Annotated in this window: 16 protein-coding genes; 8 read left to right on the top strand and 8 right to left on the bottom strand. The window is 67.4% G+C overall.

All coding sequences use genetic code 11. From position 1 onward, the window contains the following. Nucleotides 1-78 precede the first annotated feature (78 nt). Genes ASD14_RS14955 through ASD14_RS14945 form a run of 3 tightly spaced genes read left to right on the top strand, consistent with a single transcriptional unit; the run spans nucleotide 79 to nucleotide 1,973 of the window. Nucleotides 79-843, top strand: a complete 765-nt coding sequence (locus ASD14_RS14955; protein WP_056135684.1) for a 3-hydroxybutyrate dehydrogenase — start codon at nucleotides 79-81, stop codon at nucleotides 841-843. A 4-nt stretch (nucleotides 844-847) separates the two neighbouring features. After that, nucleotides 848-1,333: a GNAT family N-acetyltransferase gene (locus ASD14_RS14950; protein WP_056135680.1), complete on the top strand. Its 486-nt coding sequence runs from the start codon at nucleotides 848-850 to the stop codon at nucleotides 1,331-1,333. Further along, nucleotides 1,311-1,973: a response regulator transcription factor gene (locus tag ASD14_RS14945; protein WP_056135676.1), complete on the top strand. Its 663-nt coding sequence runs from the start codon at nucleotides 1,311-1,313 to the stop codon at nucleotides 1,971-1,973. The genes ASD14_RS14950 and ASD14_RS14945 overlap by 23 nt, the downstream gene beginning before the upstream one ends. A gap of 18 nt (nucleotides 1,974-1,991) precedes the next feature. Here the strand turns inward: ASD14_RS14945 and ASD14_RS14940 are convergent, their stop codons facing one another. The 3 genes from ASD14_RS14940 to ASD14_RS14930 all read right to left on the bottom strand — a co-directional run bounded on the left by ASD14_RS14940 (nucleotide 1,992) and on the right by ASD14_RS14930 (nucleotide 10,994). Next, nucleotides 1,992-4,904 (bottom strand): EAL domain-containing protein, encoded by a 2,913-nt coding sequence (locus tag ASD14_RS14940; protein WP_056135673.1) that lies wholly within the window; start codon nucleotides 4,902-4,904, stop codon nucleotides 1,992-1,994. Nucleotides 4,905-5,216: 312 nt separating this feature from the next. After that, nucleotides 5,217-8,603 carry a PAS-domain containing protein gene (locus tag ASD14_RS14935; protein ID WP_056135670.1) on the bottom strand — a complete coding sequence of 1,129 codons (3,387 nt, stop codon included), beginning with the start codon at nucleotides 8,601-8,603 and terminating at the stop codon, nucleotides 5,217-5,219. A 153-nt stretch (nucleotides 8,604-8,756) separates the two neighbouring features. Further along, the gene (locus ASD14_RS14930; RefSeq protein WP_056135666.1) at nucleotides 8,757-10,994 is read right to left on the bottom strand and encodes a TonB-dependent receptor; all 2,238 of its coding nucleotides are present in this window, start codon (nucleotides 10,992-10,994) and stop codon (nucleotides 8,757-8,759) included. Nucleotides 10,995-11,381: 387 nt separating this feature from the next. Between ASD14_RS14930 and ASD14_RS14925 the strand changes: the two genes are divergently transcribed. After that, complete coding sequence (locus tag ASD14_RS14925) at nucleotides 11,382-12,794, top strand: GntP family permease (protein ID WP_235565424.1); 1,413 nt, start codon at nucleotides 11,382-11,384, stop codon at nucleotides 12,792-12,794. 155 nt (nucleotides 12,795-12,949) lie between these two features. Here ASD14_RS14925 and ASD14_RS14920 read toward each other — a convergent pair whose 3' ends face one another. Together ASD14_RS14920 and ASD14_RS14915 are read right to left on the bottom strand one after the other, a co-directional pair. Beyond that, complete coding sequence (locus ASD14_RS14920) at nucleotides 12,950-13,396, bottom strand: hypothetical protein (RefSeq protein WP_157475458.1); 447 nt, start codon at nucleotides 13,394-13,396, stop codon at nucleotides 12,950-12,952. 107 nt (nucleotides 13,397-13,503) lie between these two features. Further along, on the bottom strand, nucleotides 13,504-14,001 hold the full coding sequence (locus ASD14_RS14915) for a YiiD C-terminal domain-containing protein (RefSeq protein WP_235565423.1): 498 nt from the start codon (nucleotides 13,999-14,001) through the stop codon (nucleotides 13,504-13,506). Here ASD14_RS14915 and ASD14_RS14910 point away from each other — a divergent pair. From ASD14_RS14910 to ASD14_RS14900, 3 genes are all read left to right on the top strand, one after another. Beyond that, on the top strand, nucleotides 14,000-14,764 hold the full coding sequence (locus ASD14_RS14910; RefSeq protein WP_056135662.1) for a uroporphyrinogen-III synthase: 765 nt from the start codon (nucleotides 14,000-14,002) through the stop codon (nucleotides 14,762-14,764). The genes ASD14_RS14915 and ASD14_RS14910 overlap by 2 nt on opposite strands. A 95-nt stretch (nucleotides 14,765-14,859) precedes the next feature. Further along, a complete protein-coding gene (locus ASD14_RS14905) occupies nucleotides 14,860-15,765 on the top strand; it encodes a uroporphyrinogen-III C-methyltransferase (protein WP_056135659.1) in 906 nt (301 codons plus the stop codon). A gap of 257 nt (nucleotides 15,766-16,022) precedes the next feature. Further along, nucleotides 16,023-17,285 (top strand): heme biosynthesis HemY N-terminal domain-containing protein, encoded by a 1,263-nt coding sequence (locus ASD14_RS14900; RefSeq protein WP_056135656.1) that lies wholly within the window; start codon nucleotides 16,023-16,025, stop codon nucleotides 17,283-17,285. 21 nt (nucleotides 17,286-17,306) lie between these two features. On the opposite strand, the gene ASD14_RS14895 is transcribed toward ASD14_RS14900, so the two are convergent. Both ASD14_RS14895 and ASD14_RS14890 read right to left on the bottom strand, forming a co-directional pair. Further along, on the bottom strand, nucleotides 17,307-20,291 hold the full coding sequence (locus ASD14_RS14895) for an SBBP repeat-containing protein (RefSeq protein WP_082539024.1): 2,985 nt from the start codon (nucleotides 20,289-20,291) through the stop codon (nucleotides 17,307-17,309). Nucleotides 20,292-20,409: 118 nt separating this feature from the next. Beyond that, complete coding sequence (locus ASD14_RS14890) at nucleotides 20,410-21,687, bottom strand: acetyl-CoA C-acetyltransferase (protein WP_056135652.1); 1,278 nt, start codon at nucleotides 21,685-21,687, stop codon at nucleotides 20,410-20,412. A gap of 201 nt (nucleotides 21,688-21,888) precedes the next feature. On the opposite strand from ASD14_RS14890, the gene ASD14_RS14885 reads away from it, so the two are divergent. Further along, a complete protein-coding gene (locus ASD14_RS14885) occupies nucleotides 21,889-22,815 on the top strand; it encodes a hypothetical protein (protein ID WP_056135649.1) in 927 nt (308 codons plus the stop codon). Nucleotides 22,816-23,067: 252 nt separating this feature from the next. Here the strand turns inward: ASD14_RS14885 and ASD14_RS14880 are convergent, their stop codons facing one another. Further along, complete coding sequence (locus tag ASD14_RS14880; protein ID WP_235565427.1) at nucleotides 23,068-23,544, bottom strand: superoxide dismutase family protein; 477 nt, start codon at nucleotides 23,542-23,544, stop codon at nucleotides 23,068-23,070. Nucleotides 23,545-23,653 lie beyond the last annotated feature (109 nt).

Genomic DNA, 23,653 nt, shown 5'->3' with positions numbered 1-23,653 from the left:
ATCGTACTTTGGTACCACGAGGCGCCGATGCGCGCCTGCTAGGCTGCGGTTTCCCGCGGCTTTCATGACACTCCCACCATGGCTTCCCGCTGCATCCTCATCACCGGTGCCGGCAGCGGCATCGGTGCCGGCATCGCCGCCGAACTCGCGCACGCCGGCCACTACATCGTGGTCACCGACGTGAACCTCGACGCCGCCGAAACCGTGGCGCAAGCGCTGCGCGCGGCGGGCGGCTCCGCGCAGGCGCTCGCGCTGGACGTCACCTCCGACCACAGCATCGAAGCCGCGCTCGGCGCGGTCTCGCGCCCGGTCGACGTGCTGGTCAACAACGCAGGCCTTCAACACGTCGCGCCGCTGGAGGAATTCCCGATGCAGAAGTGGGAGTTCCTGGTCGACGTGATGCTGGTCGGCGTCGCGCGGCTCACCCGCGCGCTGTTGCCGGGCATGCGCGAACGCGGCTTCGGCCGCATCGTCAACATCGGCTCGATCCACTCGCTGGTCGCCTCCCCGTACAAGAGCGCGTACGTCGCGGCGAAACACGGCCTCCTCGGCTTCTCCAAGGTGGTCGCGCTGGAAACGGCCGATACCGACATCACCGTCAACACGATCTGCCCGACCTACGTGAAGACGCCGCTGGTCGACAAGCAGATCGCCGACCAGGCGCGCACGCGCGGCATTCCCGAGTCCCAGGTGGTGAGCGAAGTCATGCTCAAGCCGATGCCGAAGGGCGTGTTCATCACCTTCGAGGAACTCGCCGGCATCACCGCGTTTTTGATGTCGCCAGCGGCACGGAACATCACCGGGCATACGATCGACGTAGACGGTGGCTGGACGGTGCAGTAGCGCGATGCAGATCCGGCACGCCGACCTCGACAGCCCCGCGTTTGCAGCACTGCTGGGGGAACACCGCGCCGCCATGCAGGCGACCGCGCCGGCGGAGAGCCAGCACGCGCTCGATCTCGACGGACTCCGCCATCCCGATGTGCGCGTGTGGACGCTGCACGATGGCGACGCGCTACTGGGCTGCGGTGCCTTGCAGCGTCTCGACGGTGCCCATGCCGAAATCAAGTCGATGCGGACCGCGCGCGCGCATCTGCGCAAGGGCGTGGCACGCACGATGCTGGAGCACCTGCTTGCCGAAGCACGCGCGTCCGGCTATCGATGCGTGAGCCTGGAAACTGGCTCGATGGCCTACTTCGAAGCGGCGCGCCGGCTGTACGCCGCCTTCGGCTTCACCGAGTGCGCTCCGTTCGGCCGCTACACCGCCGATCCGAACAGCATCTTCATGACCCTCGAGCTGCAAGGCGCGCATGCCCACGCTGCTGATCGCTGACGACCACCCGCTGTTCCGTGCCGCGCTGCGCGGTGCCGCGGCCGACGCCGTCGCCGACCTGCGCGTGCGCGAGGCCGATTCGCTTGAAAGCGTGCTGGCGGTGCTCGAATCGGAACCCGACATCGACCTGGTCCTGCTCGACCTGCACATGCCGGGCAACCACGGGCTGGCCGGCCTCGCGGCGGTTCGCGCGCAGTTTCCGGGCGTCGCAGTCGTGGTCGTGTCGGCTAACGACGATCCGCGCGTGATCCGCCGCGCGCTCGACCACGGCGCCGCGGGTTACCTGCCCAAGAGTTCCGGCCTCGACGAGCTGCGCGAGGCGATCCGCACCGTGCTCGCCTGCGAACAGTGGCTGCCCGCCGCGTTGCGCGCGCCGGTGTCGCGCGCGCGCTCGTCCACGCACGATGCCGATCTCGCCGCGCGCCTGGCGAGCCTGTCGCCGCAGCAGTTCCGCGTACTGGTGCTGGTCGCCGAAGGCCTGCTCAACAAGCAGATTGCCGACCGCCTCGACGTGCAGGAGCGCACGGTGAAGGCGCACCTCACCGCGATCTTCGAGCGCCTGGGCGTGCGCAACCGCACCCAGGCCGGCGTGGTGCTGCGCGAACTCGAACTGAGCGATCCGGCGCGGCAGATCGAGTGATCGCGACGACGCGCGGGATCACTTGCGCAGAGCGGCGAGCCAGTGCCCCGCCGGCGCCGGCCGCGAGAACAGGAAGCCCTGCCCGTACACGCAACCCATCGCCTGCAGCACTTCGCGCTGGTACTGGGTTTCGATGCCTTCGGCGACGATCTCCGCGCCGAGCGCATGGCCGAGCGCGAGGATCGCCTCGATCACCGCCGAACTGCGCGGCGCCACGCCGGCCGCGAACGGCGTGATGAAGCTGCGGTCGATCTTGATCATCTTCAGCGGGAAGTGATGCACATGGCCGAGCGACGAGTAGCCGGTGCCGAAATCGTCGAGCGCCGACTCGATGTGCGCATCGCGCAGCCGATGCAGCGTCGCGGCGACGGTTTGCGGATCGCCCAGCAGCGTGCCCTCGGTGACCTCCAGGCGCAGGCGGCGGGGGTCGAAATCTACTTCGCGCGTCATCGCGATCAGGCGTTGGTCGAAGTCGTTGTGGGCGAACAGGCGCGGCGAAACGTTGAGCGTGATGAAGCTGCCGTCCTGCACGAGTTCGCGCGCGGCTTCGAGCGCGAGGCGGAACTGCCGCCAGTCGATCTCCTCGATCAGGCCGCTGTCTTCGGCCACCTTCAGGAAATCCGGCGGCCCGAGGATGCCGCGCTGCGGATGCCGCCAGCGCAACAGCGCCTCGTAGCCGACGATGCGCTCGTCGTCGAGGCGCACGATCGGCTGGAAGTACGGGAGGAACTCGTCGCGCGTGAGCGCGCTGCGCAGCGCCTGCTCCATGTCGAGCACGCCCATCGCCGTGCGGTGCATCGCCTCGTCGAAGAGGACGAAGCGGTTGCGGCCGGTGCTCTTGGCGCGATAGAGCGCGGCGTCGGCGTCGTGGAGGATGCGGTCGGCCGATTCGCAGTCGCTGCCGGCCAGGGCGATGCCGATGCTGGCGGAGATCCGTAGTTCGCGCCCGGCCACCTGCATCGGTTGCTCGAGCGCTTCGAGCACGCGCTGCGCCACCTTGCACGAGTCCTCCGGCTGCACGACGTGCTCGAGCAGCAGCACGAACTCATCGCCGGCCAGGCGCGCGACCGTGTCGGGTTCGCGCACGCACGATGCGAGCCTGCGCGAGACTTCCAGCAGCATCTCGTCGCCCGCGCGGTGGCCAAGGCTGTCGTTGACGACCTTGAAGCGGTCGACGTCGATGTACAGCAGGCCGAAGCCGTCGCCGACATCACGCCGCACGCGCGCGATCGCGCGTTCGATGCGGTCGCGCAGGTAGACGCGATTGGGCAGGCGGGTCAATGCGTCGTGCATCACCTGGTGCTGCAGCTGCGCTTCGATCTGCTCGCGTACGCGGATCTGCTCGCGCAACTCGAGCGTGCGCTCTTCCACGCGCACCTCGAGCTCCGCGTTGGCCTGCCGCAGCAGTTCGGCGGCGTGGCGGCGTTGCAGGCTGCTGGCGATCTGGTAGGACACGAAGGTCAGCAGCTCGGCGTCGCGCTCGTTGTAGATGGTCGCGTCGTCGTAGCTCTGCAGCGCAACCACGCCGATCGAACCTTCCATGCCGAGCAGCGGCGCGCCGAGCCATACGCGGGTAGCGTCGTCCATCAGCGATGAGTCGATCTCGCCCTCCGCGAGCAGCGCCTTTGCGCGCGCGTGGTCCACCAGCTGCGGCCGGCCCGTGCGCAGCACGTACTCGGTCAGGCCGCGGCCCGACGAGCGCGCCGGCCATTCGCGCGCGCTCTGGTCGGCGGCGTACGGGAACATCACGCTCGTGCCATCGGGCGAGCGCAGCGCGATGTAGAAATTGCGCGCATCCAGCAGCTCGCCGACGATGGCGTGGACGTGCCGGTAGAAGGAAGCGCTGCTCTCGTCGAAGCTGGCCAGCGCGGCGATCCGGTACAGCGCGGCCTGCAGGCGTTCGCCGCGTTCGCGTTCGCTCACTTCGCGGCGCAGCTCCTGGTTCGCCGTTTCCAGCTGCTGGGTGCGCTCGACGACGCGCTGTTCGAGTTCGGCGCGCCCGCGCTTGCGTTCCAGGGCGGTGAGGATGTGTTCGGCGACGAAGGCCAGCAGCGACATCTCCGCGGTCGTGTAGTGGCGCTGGCCGGTATAGCTCTGCACCACCACCACGCCCTGGACCTCGCCCTCGCGCATCATCGGCACGCCGAGCCAGTCGCTGCTGTCCGCGCCATGCAGGCGCAGCGGGCCGGAAACCTGCCGCCGCATCTCCGCGGTGCTCCCCATCAGCGGGCGCCGGTCGCGGATCAGGTGCCAGGTGAGGCCGTGCTCGATGCGCGACAGTGGGATCGAATCGCCTTCCACCGGCAGCGTCGCATCGACCACGTCCATGAAGTACAGGAAGCGGATGCTGTCGCACTCGCGGTCGTACAGCGCGATGTAGAAGTTCTCCGCATACATTAGGTCGGCAACGATCCGATGCAGGCCGCGCAGCATGTCCGGCATCTCGAGATCCGAACCGGCCATGTCGGCGATGGCGTACAGCGAGCGCTGCAGTTTTTCCGCGCCTTCCAGGCGCACCACGCTCTCCTGCATGCGCTGCAGGCGTAGCAGCTCGCCCAGCCGCGTGCGGATGCTTTCGTCCACCTCCGGGCAATCCAGTGCGCAATGCAGGACGGCAATGGTGCTGTCGCCGTCGTCATGCAACAGGCGCATGGATTCGGAGCCGAGGCCCGCACGTACGTCATGCAGGAACTCGACGGCCAGTGCCTCGACGTTGCCGGGGCCGCGACGTTCCGGATAGCTCCTGATCTGCTCGGGCCAGTGCGTCGACCAGTGCACGCTGGCGCCGCGCTTCTCCAGCCACGGCATCTCGTCGAACAGCACGGCGGCGGCTTCGGCAGGCGTCGACGCACGCAGCAGCCTCGCGGTCAGGTCCGCGTGCTGCTGGCTGTCATCATTTCTGCGAATGTTGCCGACGCGTCGCCCGGCCATTTTGGTTCTCCATGGTGCGCACGGGCTCCCCAGACGCACGCGCGCCACAGGCTGGCGCAGCACGCCGCCCATGCCCGGACAGCGTAGGAAGGCGTCAGCGCGTATTCCGCGACGACGGTCACCTTTTCTCCGTGAAGGCAATCACCCCGTTAATGGTTTAGGCGGAGTGGGCAAAGCCGTGCGCTGCCGCTGGAGGAGCTGCGTTGCCGCTTCCGGCTGCAGTGCACGGCCGTTGCAAACGGTATCGGCGCCGCCGCTGAAAGCTGAAGCGACGTCGCCGGCATCGCTGCCGAGCCGGGTGGTCCCCCGCCGTTACGACACCGCGCGCGCGGCCAGGAGCCGGTCCAGGACGGATTTGAGCGCCAGCGGCTTGAGCGGCTTCATCAGCAGGGGCAGGCCGGCTTCCTGCACATCGCGGCGCACGGCTTCGGTGTGGTCGGCGCTGAGGATCACGGTCGGGCGCGCGCCGTGCTGCTGGACGAGGCGTTCACGCAGGGCGACGCCGGTGTCGTCGTCGAGGTGGTAGTCGAACAGCCACGCATCGGCCGGATCGCTGGCGATCGCCGCGTGCGCGTCGCTGCCGCGCGCGGCGGCACTGACGCGGCAACCCCAGCCTTCGAGCACGCGGCGCAAGGCTTCCATCGCCAGCGGCTCGTTGTCGACCACGAGGACATGCACCCCGGGCAGGCGCGGCCGCGGCGGCGGCAGGGGTGCGGCTTCGCGCACGCGCGACGGTACGGCGGGCACGGTGATCGCGAACATCGTGCCGCGCCCGGGTTCGCTGCGCAGCATCAGGGGCGCGCGCAGCAGTTCGGCGATGCGTTCGGCGATGGCGAGCCCCAATCCGAGGCCCTGCCCCGGCGCATCACCACCGCGACGGAACTCCTCGAAGATGATCTGCTGGTGTTCGGGCGCGATGCCGGGGCCGGTGTCGTGCACTTCGATCCGCGCGGCGCCTCCGCTGCGGCGGACGCCGAGCACGATGCGTCCGTTCGTGGTGTACCGCACCGCGTTGGCGAGGAAGTTCTGCAGCACGCGGCGCAGCAACTGCGGGTCGGTATCGACCCACAAGGCCGTGGGCACGTAGCGCAGCTGCAAACCGCGTTCGGCGGCGAGCGCGCGGAACTCCGAGGCGAGCGGCTCCAGCACATCGGCCAACGGCATCGCGCGCGGCTCGGGCACGAGGCCACCGGCCTCCAGGCGCGACATGTCGAGCAGGCCGGTGAGGAGGCCGGTGGTCGAATCGAGCGCGCCGCGGATTTGCACAAGAATGTTCTGCGTCAGCGGTTCGCGCGCGGGTTGTTCACCTAGCTGCTGCGCAAGCGCATCGGTGAACAGGTGCGCCGCATGCAACGGCTGCAGCAGGTCGTGGCCGATCGCGGCGAGGAAGCGGCTCTTCGCATCGTTCGCGGACTCGGCTTCGCGCTTGGCCTGTTCGAGCAGCGTAGTGCGTTCGCCGACACGCTGTTCGAGGGTTTCATTCGCCTGCAGCAGTTCGGCTTCGGCGCGGCGGAACTCGGTGACGTCGGTGAAGGTGGCGACGAAACCGCCACCCGGCATCGGGTTGCCACGGATTTCCACGATGCTGCCGTCGGGAAACACGCGCTCGGACAGATGCGGCGATCCCGCGCGCATGAAGGCGAGACGGCGCGCCAGCGCCTGCTGCAGCGAGCCCTTGTGCGGCATCTTCTGCAGCGTCCACGCGGAGAGCTCGGCGACGGGAGTGCCGATCTTCAGCAGCGCGTCGGGGAAGCCGAACAGTTCGACGTAGCGGCGATTCCACGCGACCAGGCGCAGCTGCGCATCAACCACGCTGATGCCCTGGCTCATGTTCTGCAGCGCGGCTTCGAGCACGCGCTGGTTGAAGCGCAGGTCCTGCGAGGCGGTGTCGACGATCGCGGCGACGGCGTCGAGGTCGTGGACGTTGCCGCCTTCGCGCCGCGCCGCGTCGAGCAGCACGCGCGCCGATGCGGAGCCGAGCACGGCGGCGAGTTCGCGCTCCATCGCGGCTTCGACCTCATGTGGAACGGAGCCGGTGACGGGTGCGGACGCAAGCAGTTCGGCAACGCGTTCGCGCGGCAGGAAGCGGCGTCCGGCAGTGCGCAACGTCGCGGCATCGAGCCCGCGCGATTCACGTCGCGCAGGCGCCGTGCGCCATACCGCGACCAGTGCCGTTACCGCGGTGCCGACGAACAGGCTCGCACCCACTGCGCGGCCCAGGCGGCTCCAGCCGGTCAATCCGAACAGTGCGTCAGGCGCGAGCCATTGCCATCCGAGGGGCCCGTGCGTGACCCATTCCGGGGTGACGCCGCGCGAGGTCGCCAGCACCGGCAGCAGCAGGCACCACGCCCAGGTCGCGAAGCCCGCGGCGATGCCTGCGATCGCCGCACGCGGCGGCGTGTGCGGCCGCCACACCGCGAACGCCAGCGCCGGCGCGAGTGTCGCCAGCGCGGAGAAACTCACCGCGCCGACATCCGCCAGCGCCGCGCTGCCGGCGACGACGCGGCCGTACATCCATGCGAGGAGCATGATCACGACGATCCCCGCGCGGCGCAGCAGCAGCACCGCGCCGCGCAGGTCGTCGTGGCCATCGCGCAGCAGCGGCGGATGCTTCCACGACGTGTCCTTCCACATCCGGCGCAGCAATCCTGGCGCGAGCCAGTGGTTGCCGATCATCAGGCTCAGCGTGAGCGTGCTCACCACGACCATGCCGGTGGCCGCGCTCATGCCACCGAGGAACGCGAACAGGCCGAGCCCTGCGTGGCCCTGCGACAACGGCAACGCGAGCACGTACATGTCGGATGACACGTTGGTGCCGGCGAACAACACCTGCCCCGCGCGCGCGAGCGGCAGCACCGGCAAGGCGATCAGCACGAGATACAACGGGAACAGCCAGCGCGCGGTGTGCACGTCGCGCTCGTCGCGGCATTCGACTACGGCGATATGGAACTGATGCGGCAGGATGAACATCGCGAACGCGCCGAGCAGCATCAGCGGCACGAAACCGCCGCCGGACACGGGCGGGGGCACCGGCGCAGCGGCGGGCAGGTCGCCCAATCCCCACCACACGAACACACCCAGCGCGAGCATCGCGCCCAGTTTCAGCAGCGACTCGAATGCCATCGCCAACACGAGTCCGCGATTGTGTTCGGCGGCGCTGACCCGGCGCGTGCCGAACAGCATCGCGAACAGCGCCATGGCCAACGCGACGTACAGCGCGATGTCCTGCCACACCGGCACGTTCGTGGCATTGCCGTCGCGGCCGGTGAGCACGGCGAAACTCATCGCCATCGCCTTGAGCTGCAGCGCGATGTACGGCAGCAGACCGAGCGCGGCGACCAGCGTCACCGTCGCGGCGAGCCCGGTGTCCTTGCCCAGGCGCGTGGCGATGAGGTCGGCGATGGACGTCGCATTCGTTTCGCGCGCGAGCTTCACCAGCCGCACCATCAGGGCGGCGGCGAAGGCGTAGAGCAGGATCGCGCCGACGAAGGTCGGCGGCAGCGGCCAGCCGTGGCGCGCGGCCTGCGTGACCGTGCCGTAGAACGTCCACGAGGTGCAGTGCACCGCGAGCGAGAGCGCGTAGATGTGCTTCCAGCGCGTCGCGAACGCCTGCGGGTGGCGCTCGCCGTACACGCCCGCCGCGAACAGCAGGCCCAGCCAGAGCAGGGCGGCGAGGAGGATCAGGCCGGCGGGGAGCATGGCGGCGGGTCAGGCTTCAGACGAGTGCAGCATGCCCGCGAGGATAACTGCACTTGTTCTCCCGGCTGCGAATGGATGCGACGCGCGCAAACAAAAGCACGACGACGGATTCGCATCCGTCGCCGTGCAATCCCACCGCAGGGAGAACCAGCGTCAGAAGTTGTAGCGCGCCGTCAGGGCGTACTGGCGCGGTGCGCCGTAGAAGCCGGTCATGACGCCAAGCGCGGCATTCAGGTTGTAGCCGGTGGTGCGGTATTCCTCGTCGGCCAGGTTGGTGCCCGACAGCGAGAACGACCACGCGTCGTTGAGGCGCCAGGTCACGCCCGCGTTGACCAGGCCGTAGCCGTCCTGCGTGATCGGCTGCGTCGTCGCGCCGGTGACCGGATCGCGCACGACTTCCGTCGTCGCCACGACTTCGGACTGATAGCTGTATCCCACCCGCGCCGACAGGTTGCCGCCGCTGGCGAGCTCGGTGCGCCATTCGAGATTCACCGCGCCGGAGAACTCGGGCGCGTTGGTGAATTCTTGCTGGTCGGCGATGTTCACGCCCTTGAACATGTACTCGTCGTACTTCGCATCGAGCCACGCGAAGTTGCCCGACACCACCCAGTTCGCCGTCGGCAGCCACTGGTATTCGACTTCGGCGCCGTTGACCGTGCCCGAGCCTGCGTTGGTGAAGTCGCCGAAGAACGCATCGTCGGTGCCGTCGCCGTTGCTGTCGTAGGCGGTGAAGATCGACAGCTGGATGTCGTCGTACTTGTTGTGGAAGGCGGCGAGGTTCAGGAACAGCGTGGAATCGAGGAAGCCCATTTTCGTGCCGACTTCATAGCTGTCGACCTGCTCGTCCTGGAACGGCTCGGCCGAACGCGGCACCGCGGTCGCCTGCGCACGGATGTTGTAGCCGCCGGACTTGAAGCCGCGCGAGGCCAGGCCGTACACCATGATGTCCGGGGTGATTTCGTAGTCGAGCGAGATCTTCGGCGAGGTGTTCTTGAAGTTGATGGTCTTGTCGAAGTTCGCGGCGACCGAAATCGGCTGCGTGTACGTCGCGTCGCGGTAGCCGCGGTTGAGCACGGTCGCGTGCTTGTCCTCGTCGGTGTAGCGCGCGCCGACGTCGAGCTTGAGTTTCTCGGTGAGATCAAAGGTCCAGTCGGCGTACAGCGCGATGCTTTCGGTCTGCACGACGCCCTGGGTGTCACCGAACAGAAGGTTGAAGAAGTTATTGAGGACCTGCCCGCCGGCGTCGCCGTCGAACTTGTACAGGCCCATCACACCGCGCGCGCGGCCGCCTGCATCGTAGTTGGCCTGGATTTCGTGGCTGACCTGCTGGTCACTGTAGAACGCCTTGACGTCAGCGATCTTGGCCTGGGTCGTGTCGAAGTCGATGTTGGTTTCGGAGTCGGACTCACGCTTGGCAACGACGTACTTCAGGCTGAGGTCGTCGTTCACGCGCCAGTTCACGGTGGCGGAGATGCCTTTCATCTCGGTGTCGTTGACGTTGGGCATGCCGTTGCGCACGTCGTAGCGCGAATCCAGCGGCTGCACGCCCGGCACGAAACGGTTCGGCGCGAGCATCTGCGCGCCGCGCACGCCGGACTGGTCGTCCATCCAGTCGAACGCGAACTGCACGTTGAAGTTGTCGCCCGCGTACGCGCCGAGCTGGCCACGCAGCGCGAGGATTTCCTTGTCGCTCACGTCCTGGTCGGTGACCGTGTTCTCGCCGAAGCCGTCGCGGTTGAGACTCGCCACCGCGATGCGTCCACGCAGGCCGCTGTCGGCGCCGCCGATCGGACCGCCGATGGCGGCCTTCACGTCGAGCTGGTTGTAGTTGCCGACCGTCATCGAGGCATTGCCTTCGAACTCGCGCGGCAGCCCGCGCGAGATGTACTTGATCGCGCCGCCGATCGTGTTCTTGCCGTACAGCGTGCCCTGCGGGCCGCGCAGCACTTCCACGCGCTCGACGTCGAACACGTCGAGCAGCGCACCCTGCGGACGCGCGATGTACACGTCGTCGAGATACAGGCCGACGCCCGGATCCACGCCCCACAGCGGATCGGACTGGCCGACGCCGCGGATGTACGCGGTGAGCGTGCTGCTCGAACCGCGCGCGGCGTACACCGTGAGGTTCGGCACCTGCGCGTCGAGGTCAGAGATGTCGTCGACGGCAAGCTTGTCGAGCGCATCGGCGGTAAACGCGGTGACCGCGACCGGTACTTCCTGCAGAGTCTCCTCGCGCTTGCGCGCGGTGACCGTCAGTGCGCCGAGATTGGTTGCCTTGGTTTCCTGCGTCGTTGCATCCGAAGGAGCCGCGTCCTGCGCCCACGCCACCGGTGCCGCGAGCGCGGTCACCAGCACCGAACCGATCGCCAGACTCAAATACTTGCGCTTCATCGCGTCCCCTCCTAACGGGTGCGTACGTACACGTTGCGGCGGACCCCTGCACCCCGGCAGGAGTGGGCCGTTTTCGCAAGGCTAGGGCCGGCGCCGAAGGGACGGCATCGTACCTTCGGACAATGGGCCGGCCGCGGCGCGGCCGGGAGACTCGCCTGGCAATCGCTTTCCGGCACACGAGAGAAAACGCCCGTCATTCCAGCGAAGGCGGAAGTACCTTTTCGCGGCGCGGAGTGCTGGTGATCAGCGTCTTCGCTCCTGGCGCCTGGAGCAGAAAGCAAAAGTCGCTGGATCCCCGCCTTCGCGGGGATGACGAGCAAGAGCAGGCAGCGCGTGCAGTGTGCGCGAGGCCGATCCCACTTCGCGCCAGTCGCGATGGAGCAATGAATGTCCTTCCCGCTTCTGTCATTCCTCGTCGTTCTCGCCGCGCTGTGCTTCCTGATGGTCGTGGCCTACCGCGGCCACAGCGTGATCCTGTTCGCGCCGGTCGCCGCGCTCGGCGCGGTGTTGCTGACCGATCCGTCGCTGGTCGCGCCGATGTTCACCGGCCTGTTCATGGACAAGATGGTCGGTTTCCTGAAGCTGTACTTCCCGGTGTTCGTGCTCGGCGCCCTGTTCGGCAAGCTGATCGAGTTGTCGGGCTTCTCGCGTTCGATCGTGGCTTCGACCATTCGCGTATTCGGCGCGGGCCGCGCGATGCTCTCGATCGTCGTGGTGTGCGCGCTGCTGACCTACGGCGGCGTGTCGCTGTTCGTCGTCGTGTTCGCGGTGTATCCGTTCGCCGCCGAACTCTTCCGCCAGGGCAACATCCCCAAGCGCCTGATTCCCGGCACGATCGCGCTGGGTGCGTTCACCTTCACCATGGACGCGCTGCCGGGCACACCGCAGATCCAGAACATCATTCCGACGTCGTTCTTCGGCACCGATTCCTGGGCCGCGCCGCTGCTGGGCGTGAGCGGATCGGTGTTCATCCTGATCGCAGGCCTGTCGTACCTGGAATGGCGGCGACGCGTCGCATTGAAGAACGGCGAAGGCTACGGCGATCCGTCCACGCTGGTGAACGAGCCCGCGGCTTTCGCCGGCACCGCGCTCGCCAATCCCTACGTTGCGATCCTGCCGCTGGTGCTGGTGGGCGTGTGCAACAAGCTGTTCTCGGTGCTGATCCCGCAGTGGTACGGCACCAGCCACGAATTCGTGCCGTCGTCGATGGGCAAGGCCGCGCCGGTGGTGCAGGAAGTCTCGAAGGTCGCCGCGATCTGGGCGGTGGAAGGCGCCCTGCTGGCCGGCATCGCCTGCGTGCTGCTGTTCGCATGGAAGCCGGTGAAGGCGAGTTTCGCCGAAGGCGGCAAGAGCGCGATCGGCGGTGCGCTGCTCGCATCGATGAACACCGCATCGGAATACGGCTTCGGCGCGGTGATCGCCGCGCTTCCGGGTTTCCTCGTCGTCGCCAACGCGCTGGGTGCGATCCCGAATCCGCTGGTGAACGAAGCAGTGACGGTGACGTCGCTCGCGGGCATCACGGGCTCCGCGTCGGGCGGCATGAGCATCGCGCTCGCGGCGATGGCCGATACGTTCATCGCCAATGCGCAGGCCGCCGGCATTCCGATGGAAGTGCTGCATCGCATCGCCTCGATGGCGTCGGGCGGCATGGACACGTTGCCGCACAACGGCGCGGTGATCACGCTGCTGGCGGTGACTGGGCTCAGCCACCGGCAGTCCTACAAGGACATCTTTGCGATCACGATCATCAAGACATTGGCGGTGTTCGTGGCGATCGCGACCTACTACGTGGCGATGTAACGGTCACGTCGCGCCATGCCTGCGCGGCGCTTTGGCCCTTCGCAGCATCGGCACCGGGTACGCCCGGCGCCAGGTCGTTGCGTCAGGCAAGCCTCACGGGCCGTGACATGCCGTTGAAGTCAAACAGTGCGAGGTTCAAAGCGAATCGATGCGGCCTATTGCCCGTCCCACAGATCTGGCAGCGGGCTGGTCAGCCACCACGCCTTCGCATCCGCATCCCAGCGCCAGACTTCTCGGTAGCGCACCGTGCGCTCGGCCATGGTGTGGCGGTTGATGACGCCGATCTCGATGTCGCGCACGGACTTGCCGGCGTCCATGTCGGTGCTGGTGCCGACGTCGCGATACGAGGAGATCTGCACCTGCTTGTAGCGTTCCAGCTGCAGCGGGGTGATCTCGACCTTCTTGCGCTCCTCGGGATCGATCAGGTTCATCGCGCCTTCGAAATCGCCCCAGCGGATCGCGCCGGACCATGCGTACTGCGCCTGGTCGAGCTTGGTGCTCTGGTTGGCGACGGTGGCGCACGCAGCCAGGGCCAGCAGGCACAACGTCACGAAGGCTGGCTTGAGCGCCAGTGTGTTGAACGTTTGGTACAGACGCTTCATGCGGGCAGCCCCGTGGTCGGTTGGCGCATCCTAGCGCGCCGCGAACGACTTTCGGCTCCGGCGGAAATCGAACGCGCCGCAGCGCGCGGGAACACCGGCCTCATTCACTACAACATCGCCACATAGCGAGCAGTGAAATCGGTCGCGACACCGCCATCGGGCAGCAGCGTGCGCGCGACGAGACCGATGCGCGCACGGCCGCGATTGCGCAGCGTGGCGATGAACTCACCGGGGTCCGCTTCGGGCGCGGGTTCGGCGCTCACGTCGAGGTCCGCGAACAAGGGAGCGAGATAGCGGATCTGGCTATCCGCCACGTAGATATCGGCGTGCAGGCCGGCGCGTTCAACCAGCAACGAGACCACGCCCCACGACGCGAGCGTCATCATCGATGCGAGGCTGCCGCCGAAGGCACAGCCCTTGTCGTTCACGTGCACGGGCAACGGCGCATGCAGTTGCAACCGGCAGCCATCGTAACCGGCGATGCTCAGTTGCATCAGCGCGACCGGTGGCATCGACTGGTAGTGGGCGTTGAGCTGTTCGAGTTCGGCGGCGTAAGGCATGCGTTGCGTCGTGTCGGCGGAAGTCGCGCGGTAAGCTGCGCGCATGTCCCGGCGCAGCACCCCGTCATGGTATGTGATCTCGCTGCGTCCTCGCGGCGAACACGCGGCATTGCGGCGCGAAGCCGCGAGGCGTGGCGGCGGGCTGATCGCGTTGTCGCCGTGGCGATTGCAGTTGCGCGACGACGACGCGACGCGCGCGGGCTTGCACGATGCACTGGCGGCATCGCACGTGGTGTTCACCAGCCCCGCCGCCGTGCGCGCGGCCCGTGCACTGCAGGCGTTGCACGCGCGGCCCGGGCAGTCCGTGTGCGCAGTCGGCGCGGGCACGGCAGCCGCGCTGCAGCGTGCCGGCGTCGCGAACGTGCATTCCCCCGCGCGGATGGACAGCGAAGGGCTGCTCGCACTGCCGGTCCTGCAGGACGTGCGAGGCTGCGACGTCGGGCTGGTCACCGCTCCGGGCGGTCGCGGTGAAATCGCGCCGGCACTGGGCGCGCGCGGCGCCCGCGTGTTGCGCGCCGACGTCTACGTGCGCGAACCCGTGCCGCTGTCCACCCGTGCCGTTCAGCAGCTGCGCGAAGCCGACGCGCCACTGGTACTGGCGCTGAGCAGCGGCGCGGCGTTGCAGTGCGTACTGGCGGCATTGCCCGCCGATCCTGTCGCCAAGGTGAAAGCGGTCCGTGTCGTCGCGGCCAGCGAGCGGCTTCGTACCCTCGCGCTCGGGCTTGGCTTCGTAGATGTCGAAGTCGCGGCCGGTCCACGGCCCAGGGACCTGGTCGACGCGGCCGCGCGACGGCTTCCGGTAGCATGAGACCCTGATCACACGCGAGCCACGCCGTGTCCGCTTCGCCCGACGAGAGACCCGCCCCACGCCGCAGCCGCGGCCCGCTCTCTTCGGGCATCGTCATGCTCGTGCTGCTGATGGCGCTGCTCGCCGCGCTGTACCTGGGCTGGCGCCGCTGGCGCGAACACGAGGCGGCCGATGCGGTCGACGCGCGCCAACAGATCGATGCGCTGTCCGAGCGCCTCAACGCGATGCGTGGCGAACAGCGCTCCAACAGCCGCCGCCTGCAGCAGGCCGATTCGCTCAACCGCATATTGCGCGATGAACTCGACGGCATCAGCCAGCGCGCGGCGCTGCTCGAGGACACCGTCGACAAGCTCGCCGATCCCGACCGCCACGGCGCGCAGGCACTGCGCCTGGACGAAGCCGAGATGCTGCTCGTGCTCGGCGGCCAGCGCCTGCAGATCGCCGGCGATCTCGACGGCGCGCGCCGGGCGTATGTGCTGGCTTCGGGCGTACTCGATGGCATCGACGATGCGGCTTACCTGAGCTTGCGGCAGACCTTGCTGCAGGAACGCACCGCGCTCGACGCGCTCGGTGCCGATCCGCGGGTGAAGGCGATCGCGCAACTCGACGCCTTTGCGCAGAACGTCACGGCACCGGCCACGCGCGATGTCCAGGCCAGGCGCGCGATGGCGCCCTGGTGGGAACGCGCCTTCGGCAACCTGCTGCAGGTCCAGCCCACCGATCGCGCGGTCGCGGTGCAGACCGCCGACCGCGCCGCCGCGCTCGCGGGACTGCAGCTGGAAATCACCCTGGCGCGCGCCGCCGCCGAGCGCCGCGACGCCGTGGCGTATCGCCAGGCGCTGGACCGCGCCGATACCTGGCTGCAACGGCTCGCGCCCGATTCGGCCGCACTCGCTGGGCAGCGCGCGAAGCTGCGCGACATCGCCGCGATGCCTCTTTCACTCTCCGTGCCCACGCTCGGCAGCACACTCCAGCAGCTGCGGCAGCTTCGCGCGCGCTGATAAGACGCCCGGCATCGAAGCAACGATTGGTTGGTGCCGCGTGAGCAGCAGTTGGAACAGGAATTACTGTCAGGCGTCATCCCGAGCACAGCAAGGGACCGGCCCGCGACGAAAATGAAGTGACCTGCATGTTCGTGCCGCGCCTGCGGCCCTGATAGTCAAGTTGCAGGGTGTTGTCTCGAGAACAGCAGATTCCTCGCTTCGCTCGGGAAGACGCAAGAAAAAACCTGTCCCGCAAAGAAACCCGGCCAACGACCATGAACCTGTTCCGCAACCTCCTGTTCTGGATCGCCCTCATCCTGCTCGGCGCGCTGGTCGCGCAGCTGTTCGTGCAGGACCCGGGTTACGTGCTGGTCCGCTACGGCGGCAACGACTACAGCACGACGCTGGTCGGCGCCGTGCTCGGCACGCTGCTCGTGCTATTCGTGCTGTGGCTGGTCTGGAAGCTGCTCACCCTGCCCTTCGTCGCTCTGGGCCGCCATCGCAAAAGGCAGGCGCGCGCACGCCTCACTGAAGGCCTGCTCGCCGCCGAACAGGGTCATTGGGCGCGGGCGGAAAAATCGTTGAGCCAGGCCGCGGAAAACGACGAAGCCGCCACGGTCGCGCAGCTCGTCGCCAGCCGCGTCGCGCGCACGCGCGGCGACATGGCGCGCGCGCGCCAGCACGTCGAACCTCTTGCGGCCACGCATCCCGCCGAGCACGCGATCGCGATCGCCGAATTCGCCCGCGCCGAAGGCCGCCACGCCGACGCGCTCGCGGCGCTCGACCTGCCCGCCGCACAGCCGTTGCCGCCGCGTGGCGTGTTGCTGCGCGCGGAAACCCTCGCTTCGCTGGGCCGCGCGGGCGAGGCCTACGGCCTGCTCGGCGCGTTGCGACAGCAACAGGTCGTCGCGCCCGAACGCCTGAGCGAGCTCGAAGCGCGATGGGCCGAAGCGAGCCTGCGCGAAGCCGCCGACGCGAACGTCCTCGCCGACCGCTGGGAAGCGCTGCCCAAGCCGTTGCGCAGCGATGCACGCACGGTCGCCGCGTACGCCGAACGAGCTGCCGCATTGCGCTGGGACGACGCCGCGGCGAAGAGCATCGAAAACGCACTCGACACGACGTGGGACGAATCGCTTGCCGCGCTCTACGGCCGCCTGCCGGTTCCACAGGACCCCGCGCGCCTGGACGCACGCCGCGAAAACGCCGAGCGTTGGCTCAAGCAGCGCCCCGCCAGCCCCTCGTTGCTGCTCACGCGTGCGCGCATCGCGATGGCGCAGGGCCAGTGGCCGCAGGGCGAAGCCTTCCTGCATCGCGCGGTAGCGCAGGGCGCGGGCTCGGAAGCCTGGGAAGAGCTCGGCCACGGTTTCGCTTCCATCGGCGACGAAGCGCGCGCGCGCCAGAGCTACGTCAATGCATTGCGGACCACTCGCGGCGAAACCGTCGACGAACTACCCGGCCGCGACATGCGCCAGAAGATATTCGACCAGGCCGCCGTCGAGGAGCGCGACGAGCACGGGGTGCCGCGGTTGCGTGGGTAGAGCCGCATGCACCACGCAACGTCAAGGCACCGCCTTCCATGTCATCTGGCTAACGGAATAGCGCGTGCCTGAATTGGCCGAAGACCAGACGACAACCGTGCCCGTGTCCGGGTTCTGCCACATCAGGTCGTCCGTACCATCGCCATTGAAATCGGCGGCGCTAGCCAGGCGCCATGTCGCGCTAGTTTGGGTTACGGCCTGCCGGGTAGCGGAATTCGCCGATCTCCAGATGGAGCTAGCAGCCGTGACGGAATTCCGCCAGAACACATCCGCCTTTCGATCGCCATTGAAGTCCCCTATCGCGGCCACCTGCCAGCTCGTTGCCACGTTGCTTACAGGAAGGACATTGGTGCTCGCTGCTGCCTTCCAGATGACGTTGGCTCCCGTCGCTGGATTGCGCCAGAGAATGTCGTCCTTTCGATCGCCGTCGAAATCGCCAATACCGGCGACCTTCCAGGGTGGAGCCAGCGGAGTGATGTTCCTGCGGCTCGCATAGCTTGCGCGTGGCCATAGCGCGTTGGTGCCTGCAACCACATTGCGCCATAGCAGATCGGAGAAGCCGTCCGCATCGAAGTCACCGACGCCCGCTATCTGCCAATCAAGGTTGGTAATACCTGTGAGCGCCTGCGCGTTGGAACGGTTAGAGGAACGCCACAGCTCGTTGGCGCCGTTCTGGCGATTGCGCCATACGATATCGGCACGATGGTCGCCGTTGAAATCGCCTGTGCCAGCGATGGACCAGCCCTCATAACGGGCGCCCAAAATGCGGAACAACGTGGGGTGTGTCCGGCTCCACAGCCAGAGATCGCCACCTGCATCGTCGTGCCACAGCACGTCGGCAAAGCCGTCATCCTGCACGTCGTTGCGACGGTACCGCGGGGAAGTGGGTGTAGCTCCGGTAACAAGCGATACAACCGCATCGCGCGCACCGCCATGAGTACCCTGCATGGCCGATACCAGCGGAAAATTGCCGTACGTGCGGCCCGCGACATGGACCTTGCCTGTCGAGTCGACCGCGAGGTCAAAGAGGCGATCGTCCTGCGCTCCTCCGAGGAATGAGGCCCACAGCATGTCCGTGCCGGTGGCATTGAGCTTGGCTACGAACCCGTCCTGTACGCCACCAAAGCTGGCCTGCCATGGCGATGCGGTTGGGAAATCCTGGGACTTCGTGCTGCCAGCGACGTAGGCGTAACCAGCGGCATCCACATCAACCCCCAGAATTTCGGAGGTGTTGTTGCCGCCGATTGCGGTCGAGTAGACCACCGCATGATTTGGGTTGATCTTGGCGACGAATCCACTTCCTCCGGGATGGGGTGAACTCGCCGTCGTGATCGGAAAATCGACGCTGTTGCTTTCTCCAGCAAGGTAGACATTGCCTGCCCGGTCGACCGCGACGTCATTGGCATATTCGCTGCCCGTTCCGCCGAAATAGGTCGAGTACGACGCCGTGCCGCCTCGAGAGAAGCTGGCCAGGAAGGCATCACTTCCTCCTTTGTACCCCATGGCCGGCGTCACGACCGGAAAGTCGAAAGAGACCGTATAGCCGGAAACATGTACGTTCCCGGCACCATCGATGGCGAGTCCGGTGGCTGAGTCGAAGTCACTGCCTCCGAGATAGGTACCCCAAGTGATGTCATTACCGGCCGGGTTGAGCTTTATCAGCACACCATCGTGCTGGCCGCCACCGAAGTCAGGTTGCAAGGGGCCACCGAGGAAGACGAATCCCCCCTTGGTGTCACCTGCCACGTAGGCACTACCGTCGCTGTCGACCACGATGGCGTGCGCAATGTCGTCGGTTACTCCGAGGTAGGTGCTATACACCAGCCCGCTTCCGCTGGAGTTGAGCTTGGTGACGAAACCGTTCATGTAGCCGGGGGCCGACTGGAGCATCGGTTGCAGCGGCTGCTTGGTTGGAAAGTTGGCGGAGTCCGTGTATCCCGCCACATAGGCGTTGCCGGAACCATCGACTGCGATTGCGAGTGCGACGTCTTCGCCTGCTCCGCCCAGATACGTGCTGTACAGCAGGCTGGTTCCGGCTGCATTGAGCTTGGCGACGAAGACATCCGAGCCGCCGCCGGCGCTGGTGCCTTGCAATGCGGAGCGCATTGGGAAGTTGGTCGACGACGTGAGCCCTGCCAGGTAAGTATTGCCGGCACCGTCAACCGCGATTGCTTCTGCCAGATCATCCGAGCCGCCGCCCAGGTAGGTGCTGTAACTCAGCACCGGATCGATAATCAGCGGACGCGTGTGGTCGTAGGCTCCCACCGCGATCGCAACTTTCTCGCCATCCAGCCGGTAGCGCGCATCGACAAGGCGCTTGCGTCCCCCGATTTCCTGATAGGCGATGGGCTTGTCTTGCTTCAGAGCGCCCAACGGAGTGGTCAGGATGAGGTTGCCGGCTTCGTCGAGGTCGCGTCCGCGCGTTCCTTCGAACTGGAGCCCGATTTGGCCGGCATCGGCACCAGGACTGACAATGAAGTCATATTCGAGTTGGTGCTGGTTGCCGTAGTAGACGAGATCGATGCCCGGATACACCGACGAGTAGTGCACCTTGCCGAACCGTGGCACGTCCGGGAGCCACTCCTTGGAGTCGCTGCCGCGAAAATAATGACTACCGGCCTGCTGCGGTTCCAGGCCTTCGATCCGTCCAGGCTCCCTTGCACCCGCAAGCGACATCCGAAGTACGGCAGTGTCGTGGGCCTCGCGTTTCCTGCCCTGCCCCTCGGCCGGGCTGCCCGGGGACTGCAAGGTGAACACCGCCTCGGTCGCGGTCAGGAACAGCCCATAACCCGGCCCGCGAGCGAAGTACCGCACTTGCGCATCGGTCTGCCCTCGATTGGCTTCAAACGACATCGGAAGCGTTCCAATACCCGCCCGCAATTGCTGTGTTGCACTGACGGTGCCGCTCCGCGACGAAGAAGGCGTCACCGGGACAGAACCAGACATCAGGAACGATGCGCACACGGCAACAGGCGCCGCTATCCAGAGCGGAGACAGGTAGGACATTCCGATTTTCCCCAGTGAGTGGCATGAGGATCCCCCCACGGCATCCTCATCGTGGGGATGGTATCGCGACTTCAGAGCCGCGGCACGCGGCGGCCAACCCGGACTGACACGACCCGCCTCAGCGCTCCAGGATCGCCACTACGCCCATTCCGCCGGCGGTGCAGATCGAGACCAGCGCGCGCCCGCCACCGCGTTCCTTCAGTTGCTTCGCGGCGGTGGCGACGATGCGTGCGCCCGTGGCGGCGAAGGGATGGCCCGTCGCGAGCGACGAACCGAGCGGATTGATCTTCAAGGGATCGATGCGGCCCAGCGGTGCGGCGAGGCCGAGCCGGTTGCGGCAGTAGTCCTCGCTCTCCCACGCGCGCAGCGTGCACAGCACCTGCGCGGCGAACGCTTCGTGGATCTCGTAGATGTCGAAATCCTGCAGGGTCAGGCCGTTGCGCTTCAGCATTTCCGGCACGGCGACCGTCGGTGCCATCAGCAGGCCTTCGCCATGGACGAAGTCGACCGCGGCGACCTGCGCGTCACGCAAGTGGCACAGCACTTCATGGCCGTGCGCGGCGGCCCACTCCTCGGAAGCGAGCAGGCACGCAGCGGCGCCGTCGGTGAGTGGGGTGGAATTGGCGGCGGTAAGCGTGCCGCGGCCCGAGCTCTTGTCGAACGCCGGCTTCAGCGAAGCGAGCTTCTCCAGCGTCGAGTCGGCGCGCAGGATGTTGTCGCGCGACACGCCGCGGAAACTCACTACGAGATCCTCGAAGAAGCCGCGTTCGTACGCCGCGGCGAGCTTTTTGTGCGACGACAGCGCCCATTCGTCCTGCGAGTCGCGCGCGATGTTCCATTCCTTGGCCATGTCCTCGCAGTGCTCGCCCATCGACTTGCCGGTGCGCGGTTCGGCGACGCCGGGGAAATCCGGCTTGAGTTCGCGCGGATGGAAGCCCTTGAACGCGCGCAGCTTGTCCTTCGGCGTCTTCGCCATCGCCGCGTTGAGCAGGCGGCGGCGCAGGCTCTTGCCGTAGACGATCGGCACGTCGGAAGTGGTATCCGAACCGCCGCCGATGCCGACTTCGATCTGTCCCGCGGCGATCTTGTTGGCCACGGTGATGATCGAATCCAGCGAGGTGCCGCAGGCGCGCTGCAGGGTGATGCCGGGCGTGAGCGGCGACAGGCCGGAGGACAGCGCGGCTTCGCGGCCGAGGTTCCAGTCGCTGGAATGCTTGATCACCGCACCCATCGCGACTTCGCCCAGTTGCTGCCCGTGCAGGCCGAACTTCTCAACCAATGCACCTAACGTACGCACCGACATGCCCAGGTTGCCGACGTCCGCGTAGGCGGTGTTCTGGCGGCAGAACGGAATACGGACGCCGCCGAGCACGGCAACGGGACGGATGGGTCGCATCGGGCACCTTGGGATGTGGGAAGTCGCCGACGCGGAGCGCGGGCAGCTTGGTAGAGCCGGTTCCGGCCGCCATACTCTTGCGGACGGTGATAATGCCCGCGAGTGTAGCGCCGCCTTCGGGCGCGACCAACCGCGGCGGCCGCAGGATCCGTCCGGCGCGAAATCCCCGTTTCCCTGCTTCCGCCCGAGGCCCGTGCCCTGATGAGCGCAGTCGACGCCCACACCGATCACCCGTTGCATGTGCTGGGCGCACTGGCGCTGGAGTTGCGGGGCGACGCACCGGTGGCGCGCAGCGCCCTGGCCCAGGCCGAAGCGGGCGAACTGGCTGCGCATATCGCCCGCGATCTTGCCGCGCTCGCGCCGGACGCCGCGCAGCTGCAACTGGTCACCGTCGGCGCGCACTACGATCCGGTGGAACTGCTGCGGCCCGGCTGGGCGCTGCATCGCGAACTCGATCAACTTTCCGCACGGGCGCCGGGTGATGCCACGGGGCGCATCGTCGCGTTCGGCGCGCCTTCCCAGGCGACTTCCGTGGGGGCGCATGACGGCCAGCTTCCGGGGGCGCTCGCGCCCTCCGCCGATTATTTCGGCGGCCCCCTTCGACTCGTTCCTTTCGTGCTCGGTGGCGACGCGAAAATCGTCGCCGGCGTCGGCGACCGCTTCGAACGCGAACTGATCGAGCGCGGCATGGCGGGCGCCTCGACGGCGCTGGCGGCACAGGAAGCGTTCGGTATGCAGATCGAACATGCTCGGTACCTCACCGCGCACGATCTGGCCGCCATGACGGCGCTGCAGTACGAACACGCGGGACTGGCGCCGTTGTGGCCACTGCTGGAAACCGCGCTGCTCGAACCCGATGGCGAAGCCTGGCTCGATGCCCCGCCGGAACCGCTGGTGCACTACGCCGATGGCGAAGCACGCATCGCGCTGTTCGAGCCGCGCGCGTGGAAGCAGCGCTACGCGAGCGGCGAGCCCTGCGATACGCCGGAATGCCGCGAGAAGCTGGAGCGACAGCACCAGCATTTCCAGGCGCGGCAGCGACAGATCGCGGCGGTGCTGACCGCGCACGGCATCGCGGTGAACTTCGTGCATTGCGCGAGCGACGACGCGGCGCGCACGGAGATGTAACGCTCCATCTGACTGCGTGTTTGCAGGCGGAGCCTGCTTCGCTTTTCTGTTTCTACCTTGGCCGCTTCGCCGGAGAAGGGGCAGGCGAAGCAAGCCTTCTACAAGGCAGATGTCGACCACGCCAATCGTGCGGGTAACCCGGGGCCGCCCGGTGCTGACGTGCCGCAAAAGGCGCACATGTGCGGGCACGGCGCCACATGTCGATGATCATGTGTCGGGCAGTGAAGCGAAGCGGTTTCGATCCGCCGCCTGTTACGGCACCAGCTCGATGACGCCACACGCGACACGCGCGCCCGCATTGCCCGCCGGCTGGGTAGCGTAATCGTCCGGCATCGCATGCACGACCACCGCGCGCCCGCCGATATCGGTGGCGCCGCCACCGAGGCTCACGCCGAGCGCGCGCACGTCGACGCGGGCGACGCCATTCGCATCGGCGACGATGTTGTCCATGTCGCCGCCGTGGTGCGGACCGCTTCCGGCGCGGCCGTGCGCCTGCTGCGACGGATTGAAGTGGCCGCCGGCGCTCGTCGCGTCCGCGGCACTGCAGTCGCCCTTCTCGTGGATGTGGATGGCGTGGGTGCTGCCGCGCGACAGGCCGCCGATTTCACCCGTGATGCGCACGCCGTCCGTGACCGGTGCGGCGGTGAGCTTGCCGCTCACCAGGCTGCCGGAGGCCGGCGCCAGCGTGATCGTCGCGCCGCTGGCAGTGGAGACCGCCGGCCCAGCCATCGCGCGCGACGGTGCGGCCGTGCCCGCGGGCGTGGTCGGCGTGGTGCTGCATGCGGCGAGTGCGGCGAGAACGGCGCCGGCCAGGCCGGCCCGCAGGAAGTGGTGGTGC

The sequence above is a fragment of the Lysobacter sp. Root494 genome, assembly GCF_001427225.1.
GTDB lineage: Bacteria > Pseudomonadota > Gammaproteobacteria > Xanthomonadales > Xanthomonadaceae > Agrilutibacter.
This window is presented reverse-complemented; position numbering and strand designations above follow the sequence as displayed.